The sequence below is a fragment of the Muriicola sp. genome, assembly GCF_049669965.1.
In the GTDB taxonomy this organism is placed as follows: Bacteria; Bacteroidota; Bacteroidia; order Flavobacteriales; family Flavobacteriaceae; genus Muriicola.
Genome location: NZ_JBATLB010000245.1, coordinates 1 through 7328 on the forward strand (window position 1 = coordinate 1; position 7328 = coordinate 7328).

The window sequence follows — 7328 nt, forward strand, 5'->3', positions numbered from 1 at the left end:
ATTGAAACATCTCCCATTGTGGTAAAATTATTGGCTCCCAAAGGCCCTTATGATTTTAAACTGGAAGAAGAAGAGAGTACTGTGGAAGCCTGGGTAACACAAAAAGTTACCCAACGGCAGCATATTATGACAACAGATGCGGTCTTGAATAAAAAGATATACAGTGAGATACAGGAAGAAGAGCGGGTGTACGCCTACAAAAAACAAAAAGCTGAAGAGCTGTTGCGCCTGCAAGCCGATGCCTTTCATGAGCTTCAGATAAAAAGTCTTTGAATTAAACGATCCCCATTTTGGTGAGTAAAAAAGAGGCGTTCATATTCTGACATATCCCTGTTTTAAGGGTATAATCAAAATGTAAGCTTTCATTTTTTATCTCTGCATCAAAAAAGTAATTGAAGACTTTGGGGATTTTATTTGCCAGTTCACATAGACTTAAGTCGTGTGTGGCAATTATTCCTGTGGACCTGGAAGCTACCAGTTTCTCGATAAATTTTTTAGACCCTGTGGCTTTATCAGTGCTATTTGTACCCTTTAAGATCTCATCTAAAACAATAAAATACCGATCAATTTCCATTTGATCAACAATATACTTTAAGCGTTTAAGCTCTGAGAAGAAATAAGATTCAGCATTGGCCAAAGAATCTGAACTGCGCATGCTGGTGATAAGTTTAATTGGCGCATACGACATCTCCCTGGCACAAACCGGCATCCCAGCATTCGCCATAACCAACAGTAAGGATACCGTACGTAAAAAAGTACTTTTCCCAGCCATATTAGCCCCACTGATGATAAAGAATTCTTCCGCATTGATTTCAAAATTATTGTGCACGGCGTTTTCAGGATCCAACATGGGGTGGCTAACCGCCATTGCCCTGATCATAGTAGTTGCTGCAGAAAGTTCCGGAAACACATACTCTGGATGATTAAAAGCAAAATTTCCCATGCTGTTATAGGCGTCAAACATAGCTATTGTATTGAACCATTTTTCTACGTGCTGCCCATGCTGTCCTATCCACTGTTCCAACAGATAACATTGGCGGAGATCCCATAGTAACAGCCCATTTCCAACAACCCCAAAAAGCATGTTATTTCGCTGATCCAGCGCATTGAGAATTCTGGCAAAATCTTTTAAGACAACCGAAACTTTTTTGTCTGTTCCAAGAATATTCGCTTTGTACTCCTGCAGTAAGGCAGTATCAAAATTATGTTCCTCTAATTGAATGAGTAACTTTTGAAATTGTTCGAAGGTTTGCTGAACTTTAGTAGTATCCGACGCCAGTTTGTTAATCTGTTTTAGGTATCTGCCTGTAATACCCAACCCCATAAAAAACCAGACCACCAGCCCCCATCCAGAGAACAAATCAAACAAGTAGAGTGCCAACAAGATTCCCGAACAAATAGAGAATACCATTGGGAGCCATTTAAGAAAGAAAGGCACAAAAGCCCGGTATTTCTGTAACCAGCTTACCAACTTTTGCGAACTAACTTCAGTTTTTACCAACATCGCATCAGCTGCGAATTCTTGCCGCCATTGCGGCAAGTCTCTCAGCTCCAGAATTGCTTCCTGCTTTTGTCTGATATTGGATATGTCATTGGCTAATAAAAGAGACGCTAAGGCCGAAGTTCCCTCAGGTATGGAGGTTCTATTACTGTATTGAAAGAAGGAACCTTTCCCAAACAAGTCAATATCATGACTAAAGGCATGGTTGACATCCATGAATTGATCTCCACAAGGTAGATCATGAAAATTCCTGGCAAGAACATCCAGTTCCGTATGGTTAATTTTTATCAGCATCAGCGCTTTATCTCGCTTGTATTGAAGGTTAGTGTGGCGTGAAACCAAATAGGTAAATACAATAGCGCCAATAATAAAAAAGCTTAGAGCGATGGCCGTTGTTTTATAAAATAAATAGATCCCTCCCACCGTACTTAAAAAAACAAGAAACCTAAGGAAACTAGATTGAAGTAATTGCTTTTTAAGTCCTGCCAAAACTCCCTCCCATTTCAAAATTTGGAGTTGGTAAAATTCTACTTTCTCTTTCATAAATATTTTCAACTTCCTATAAAGCTTCCCAAACTGCCTTCATCTTTTTTGTAAACTTAGACACAACAAGATCATAGGAGTGTTCCGTTAATTCTTCTAGCATTTCTGAAGGCAATTGTTCAAAATAAAGTGTATTCCAATGAATTTTACTCATATGATAGGCTGGCATTACAATACCGTCATATTGGTCCCGCAGTTCGATGGCCCTTTCCGGATCGCATTTTAAGTTAACTTGTGATGGAATCCTTTCCAAAGGCACCAGCGCAAACATCTTACCCATCACTTTAAAGACCAAAGTAACCTTATCAAAAGGAAATTCTTCAGTTACTCCCTTTTTAGAGAGACAGTAGTTCCGAAATTCTTCAACATTCATCGGTATAAATTAACTATTGCTTTGCCTCCAGGCCATTGGCATCATAAACCACTACCCGCTCCCAAAGATCCTCAGATTCCTTAATAAAAAGAAGGTGGGCTTCCTCTTTTTGGTACATCTCCTGTTCTTCAGCCGAAGCAAAGGTCAGGACAAGGTTATAGGCAAAGGAATCATCGACCACTACTCTGGTAGCCTTGGGCGGGATACCAATAAACTTTGTTTTGGCATACTTGGAGGTGCGCATAAACTTTTCCAGCGAGGCTTCCAGGGCTTTTCGGTCTTCCATATTGCCGGGATCCTTTAACCAAAAATATACCACATGCACAAAAGACGGATCAAAATTGTTGACCTCTTTCTGCTCTTTCGCACAGCCAACCAATAACAGTACTATAAAAGTGGAACAAAGTATCTTTTTCATAAGAAAGGTAATTCTGAGGTTCTTGTTAAGGATTTAGTTTTTCCTGCTCTGCAGAAGACAATTCCAGGGCAGAATATTCTAGTTTCCAGCCAATGGTTTCAACCAATTTTTCCATCAACATTATAGCTTCCAAGGCTTCCTTTCTAGCCGTTTCCATCAATCCGCTCTGAGGTATTTTATCCCTGATATGCTTAATAGCCTCCTGATTCAATGAGGTTAGATCATTGGGGGTAAACGCATTAAAAAGTCCGTTTTTAATATCGTAAAACTCTAGCTGTGGTTCTATAGAGAGGATCTGAGGTTGCGGAAAACTACTTAACACTATCTTCTTTTTGGCATTGTTGGCTTCTAAGCGTATTTTTTGAAGGTCATAGCCAATATGCACTTTCGCATTGATCACTATAAGCGCCTTTTTTTTACTGCTCACCAGGCTCAGAAAGCGTTCCCTTGTATTCTCATATTTATAGATCTCTGCAAAGTCGCCTTCCACAGAGATCAGTTTGCAAACATTTTTAATCCTTTCGAGCAGGACCGTAGATTGAACCTCTGTTGTTTCTTTATTCCTCTTTTTTCTAAAAAATGAGAAGATCCAGTACATGGCAATAGCACCAAGTATGAGACCTAATAAAACTTCCAATAAACCATCCATATGAAGCAATCTGCGTTTAATGCTTAAAGGTAAGGAATGCAAAGAAAATACACGGCTATCAAAGTAATTCAAAAAGCACCGGCCTGCTGGGACTGGCATCATTCTCGAAAGGGGCCATCTGCAGATTCAGAAAATAATCACCATCACTGAACTGATGCGGAACATATATAAATTCGGTGATGGTAGCCTTTAGCCTCAGCGTTCTGTCTATCCCCCAAAAAGCCCTATGTGCCAGCAAGGCCCCCTTGTCCTTTTCTTTATCTACCGAAGGAAGATCTACCAGTAAATGAAGCACCCCAATTTCCACCAAAAACAAAATCCCATCTTCTGTGAAGTAGGGTGGGTTGGTATGAGAGTATTGCATGGAGAGCTTTTCTTTTGTATTGGGAATGGTCCTGATCACAAGGGCCTCTGGTGAACCTCCATCAAGGGCCTTCTGAAGTTGTTTTTTAGAGATTACAAAATCTTTCCCCACTCTTTCCGGAGCTATGGTAATAAGAGTGGCCGTAAAAAAATATCGGTCCAAAACAGCATTTACCGATTGTGCTTCCCGGGTTATATGTCCCAAACACTCAGTATGGGTGCCATGGGCATGAGGATTAAAATAAATATCATTGAAGTTTGTACTACTACCCTGTGCTACACTGCCCACAAAATTTCCGTCTGTATGGGGCTCAATCCGCGGAGGGCCTAGATACCAGGCATTGACATTGCTTTTAGCAGCCCTTAAAGGAATAGAAATATCGATAGGTTTGGACAAGTCTATCTGGTGTGTTTGGCCCTTTAGCGTAATAGAAGCGATCATGGTATTGGTTGAAAACTGCAGGTCTTATTTCTTTTTTAAAGGTAACATAAATAAATCGGCCGCAAGACCATCACTTAAAAACTTCCCTTGTTTGGTTACGAGCAAGGTATCTCCATCCAGAAATAAAAATCGGGCTGCAATATGCCGTTCTGCTTGTTGCAGCAGGTAGTCTTTAAAATGCGTTCCGAATTCTTCTGATACTCGGGTTAAGGAAACACCCCACATAGTGCGGAGGCCTGTCATTACGTATTCATTATAGCGGTCTCTTTGAGATAGAGTCTCCACTTCTTGCGGCAGCTCTCCTGTTTTAATTGCTTGTATATATTTGGTATTATTGGCAATATTCCAGGATCTTTGGGTGCCACTAAAGGAATGGGCAGAAGGACCAATCCCTAAATACGATTTTCCCTGCCAGTAGGCACTGTTATTCTTTGAAAAAAAACCTGGTTTTCCAAAATTAGAAAGTTCGTAATGCAGAAAGCCCTCTTGTTCCAGTCTGCTTACCAGATGCTGAAATTGCGATTCTGCCTGGGCATCATCAACATCGGGGATAATACCTTTCTCAATAAACGTTTTTAAAGCGGTCCTGGGCTCTACGGTAAGTGCGTAACTAGAGATATGAGATATGCCATAAGAGAGTGCGGTTTTAATGTTTGTTTCCCATTTGGCATCATCCAGATACGGGATGCCGTAGATAAGATCTATGGAAATGTTTGAGAACAGTTGGGAAGCCTGTTTGAGTGAATCCTTGGCCTGCTTTTTGGAATGGGCGCGGTTCATTAGTTTCAGATCTTCTTCAAAAAAACTTTGTACCCCAATGCTTAGGCGATTCACCGGCGATGCGGCCAATTCAGTCGATTTTTGTGGAGAGAGATCATCCGGATTGGCCTCCAAGGTGATCTCAGGAGATTCTTCAACCTTATAATGACTGTATACCGTCTGGATCAATTGCTCTATTTCGCTGGCCGATAATACAGACGGGGTACCTCCTCCAAAATAGATAGTAGACACTGTGGTATCCCGGAATTCATTTGCGCGTAGCCTCAATTCTTCCTGAAGTGCCCATAACATCTCATCTTTTTTCTTTAGCTGAGTAGAGAAATGGAAGTCACAATAATGGCACGCCTGTTTACAAAATGGGATGTGAATGTATATGCCTGCCATTAACCTTGTTTATAGGATACGATTAGGTAAGACAATCCATACGAGAGCATGAAATAAGAAACGAATGCCAACATAAAAAGAATGGCCGACTTTAAAATTACTACGAAATACGATTTTTGAAATAAGGAGCACATCGCATAAATAAAATAAATAAACATGATTAAAATACCTGCTGGTTGCATAAAATCCCCAAGATATTGTACAAGGAACATATTACAGGTTACCAAAAGTGTGTACATGCCCAGGACATAAAAAGAAATGGCTATAAACTCTGCCAGGGAATACCGTTTATGAAATAATAGCTTTGTAAAAATGGCCAGAGTGAATACAAATATGAATAAAAAGTTGTTGATATTCAGAAGCATATAATTCCGTGCATCCGTTAGCGAAGTACCCTCTAAAGAGCCTTCCTCAACCACTATCATACTATTTCTGAATGGATCGAATCCGATGATAGAGCGAATAATTAAATAAAGAAAAGTAGTAAGAAGGAAGAAGGATACCGGTTTGTAATATCTTCTTCTTTGCCCGTTCAAATAATTGCGCAGAAGTACCCCTGGGCTAATTACTAATTCCTTTACAGTATATAGCAATGGGGCATTTACAGAAAAGAAGGCCTCTGCCAGATCTCCGAAGGTTTCACTAAATGTTACCTTATGTACAGACAGCCGTTGCCCGCAGCTGGGGCAATAAAAATGCTCTGATCTTGTACCGCAATTTTTGCAGATATTGGATCCCTCCTCGCTCATCTTTTATTTTATACGGTCTTCATTCTGTTTTACAAAGGAGGCCCATCCGGAATATCCCTTGCTGGTCTCCATCCGGCCATTGTTGTAGAAATGGCATACGGCTGCAGCCAATCCGTCCGTACTATCCAGATTTTTAGGCAGGCTTTCTAATTGTAAGATACTTTGCAGCATCTTGGCCACTTGCTCCTTGCTGGCGTTCCCGTTCCCGGTGATGGCCATTTTGATCTTTTTGGGGAAATACTCGGTGATTGGTATCTGTCTGCTTAAACCGGCAGCCATGGCTACCCCTTGAGCCCTTCCCAGCTTTAGCATGGATTGCACATTCTTTCCAAAAAAAGGAGCTTCAATAGCAATCTCATCCGGATGATAGGTGTCTATGAGCGAAATAGTGCGGTCATAGATGATTTTTAACTTGGTAAATGGGTCGTTGTATTTCTTGAGCAGTAGTTCGTTCATTTGAACAAAAGACATGGTAGAACCGGTCACTTTTATGATCCCAAACCCCATGATGGTGGTCCCTGGATCTATTCCCATGATAATTTTTTCCTTACTCACCACTAGCTATTTTGTTGTTATTTGGAGGGGCAATCTAAATCTGGTTTTTACAGGCACCCCCCGTTTTAAAGCCGGAGCGGGATTTGGCATACTCCTAATGCCCCTGATAATGATTCCTCTAAATTCTGGCAACTGATCTTCCAGCATCGTATTTTTATCGATCTTAACCACCGAAATTTCACCCTTGTTATCTACAAGAAAATCCACATAAATGGTAGTTTCTATATCATCTTCAATGATAAAGTGGAAATCCTGCAGCGTCATACCCAAATTCTGTAACAACGTATTTTCAAAACACTGTCGCTGCTCTTGTTTGGCTGCCGTTTCATCACATCCTTCAAAAAGCGGGTATTGATCTACCTCATTCCAATCTATACCTCTCAGTTCATCTTCAACTATTTTTTGGGTTTTAGATTCGGTAGAAGCCATCCAGTCACAAGATTGTAAGAGAAAAAAACAACACAGTACACCAAGAAACCTCATAAAAATCGGAATTCAATGTCGAAAATTACGCTTTTTTTTAGTCAATTCGAATTCCATATCCCGGTATAAATCAATTTATAATAAGAAG

General features: G+C 40.4%; 9 protein-coding genes and 1 pseudogene. 1 reads left to right on the plus strand and 9 read right to left on the minus strand.

Annotation, left to right across the window (positions count from 1 at the left end; genetic code table 11):
* A pseudogene (locus tag WBM49_RS12480) lies at window positions 1-273 on the plus strand (DUF4407 domain-containing protein); the annotation flags it as partial.
* Between the two features lies 1 nt (window position 274).
* Here WBM49_RS12480 and WBM49_RS12485 read toward each other — a convergent pair.
* From WBM49_RS12485 to WBM49_RS12525, 9 genes are read right to left on the minus strand one after another with little or no spacing between them, the layout of a single operon-like run.
* On the minus strand, window positions 275-2044 hold the full coding sequence (locus tag WBM49_RS12485; protein WP_424372383.1) for a MutS-related protein: 1770 nt from the start codon (window positions 2042-2044) through the stop codon (window positions 275-277).
* Between the two features lie 16 nt (window positions 2045-2060).
* The gene (locus tag WBM49_RS12490; RefSeq protein WP_424372384.1) at window positions 2061-2417 is read right to left on the minus strand and encodes an MmcQ/YjbR family DNA-binding protein; all 357 of its coding nucleotides are present in this window, start codon (window positions 2415-2417) and stop codon (window positions 2061-2063) included.
* 13 nt (window positions 2418-2430) lie between these two features.
* Window positions 2431-2835, minus strand: a complete 405-nt coding sequence (locus WBM49_RS12495) for a Dabb family protein (protein ID WP_424372385.1) — start codon at window positions 2833-2835, stop codon at window positions 2431-2433.
* Window positions 2836-2860: 25 nt separating this feature from the next.
* Window positions 2861-3484, minus strand: a complete 624-nt coding sequence (locus tag WBM49_RS12500; RefSeq protein ID WP_424372386.1) for a DUF4230 domain-containing protein — start codon at window positions 3482-3484, stop codon at window positions 2861-2863.
* A 58-nt stretch (window positions 3485-3542) separates the two neighbouring features.
* A complete protein-coding gene (locus WBM49_RS12505; RefSeq protein WP_424372387.1) occupies window positions 3543-4289 on the minus strand; it encodes a cyclase family protein in 747 nt (248 codons plus the stop codon).
* Window positions 4290-4313: 24 nt separating this feature from the next.
* Window positions 4314-5453: a radical SAM family heme chaperone HemW gene (gene hemW / locus WBM49_RS12510; RefSeq protein ID WP_424372388.1), complete on the minus strand. Its 1140-nt coding sequence runs from the start codon at window positions 5451-5453 to the stop codon at window positions 4314-4316.
* Window positions 5453-6202, minus strand: a complete 750-nt coding sequence (locus tag WBM49_RS12515) for a DUF3667 domain-containing protein (protein ID WP_424372389.1) — start codon at window positions 6200-6202, stop codon at window positions 5453-5455. Before WBM49_RS12515 ends, hemW begins: the two co-directional genes overlap by 1 nt.
* A gap of 3 nt (window positions 6203-6205) precedes the next feature.
* Window positions 6206-6757, minus strand: a complete 552-nt coding sequence (gene ruvC / locus WBM49_RS12520) for a crossover junction endodeoxyribonuclease RuvC (protein WP_424372390.1) — start codon at window positions 6755-6757, stop codon at window positions 6206-6208.
* Window positions 6758-6763: 6 nt separating this feature from the next.
* Window positions 6764-7186: a hypothetical protein gene (locus WBM49_RS12525; protein WP_424372391.1), complete on the minus strand. Its 423-nt coding sequence runs from the start codon at window positions 7184-7186 to the stop codon at window positions 6764-6766.
* Between the last annotated feature and the right edge of the window lie 142 nt (window positions 7187-7328).

Coding starts and splice junctions, on each gene's coding strand:
- WBM49_RS12505 (WP_424372387.1), bottom strand. CDS start 4,289: ATGATCGCTTCTATTACGCTAAAGGGCCAAACACACCAGATAGACTTG.
- WBM49_RS12490 (WP_424372384.1), bottom strand. CDS start 2,417: ATGAATGTTGAAGAATTTCGGAACTACTGTCTCTCTAAAAAGGGAGTA.
- WBM49_RS12515 (WP_424372389.1), bottom strand. CDS start 6,202: ATGAGCGAGGAGGGATCCAATATCTGCAAAAATTGCGGTACAAGATCA.
- WBM49_RS12500 (WP_424372386.1), bottom strand. CDS start 3,484: ATGGATGGTTTATTGGAAGTTTTATTAGGTCTCATACTTGGTGCTATT.
- WBM49_RS12485 (WP_424372383.1), bottom strand. CDS start 2,044: ATGAAAGAGAAAGTAGAATTTTACCAACTCCAAATTTTGAAATGGGAG.
- hemW (WP_424372388.1), bottom strand. CDS start 5,453: ATGGCAGGCATATACATTCACATCCCATTTTGTAAACAGGCGTGCCAT.
- WBM49_RS12525 (WP_424372391.1), bottom strand. CDS start 7,186: ATGGCTTCTACCGAATCTAAAACCCAAAAAATAGTTGAAGATGAACTG.
- WBM49_RS12495 (WP_424372385.1), bottom strand. CDS start 2,835: ATGAAAAAGATACTTTGTTCCACTTTTATAGTACTGTTATTGGTTGGC.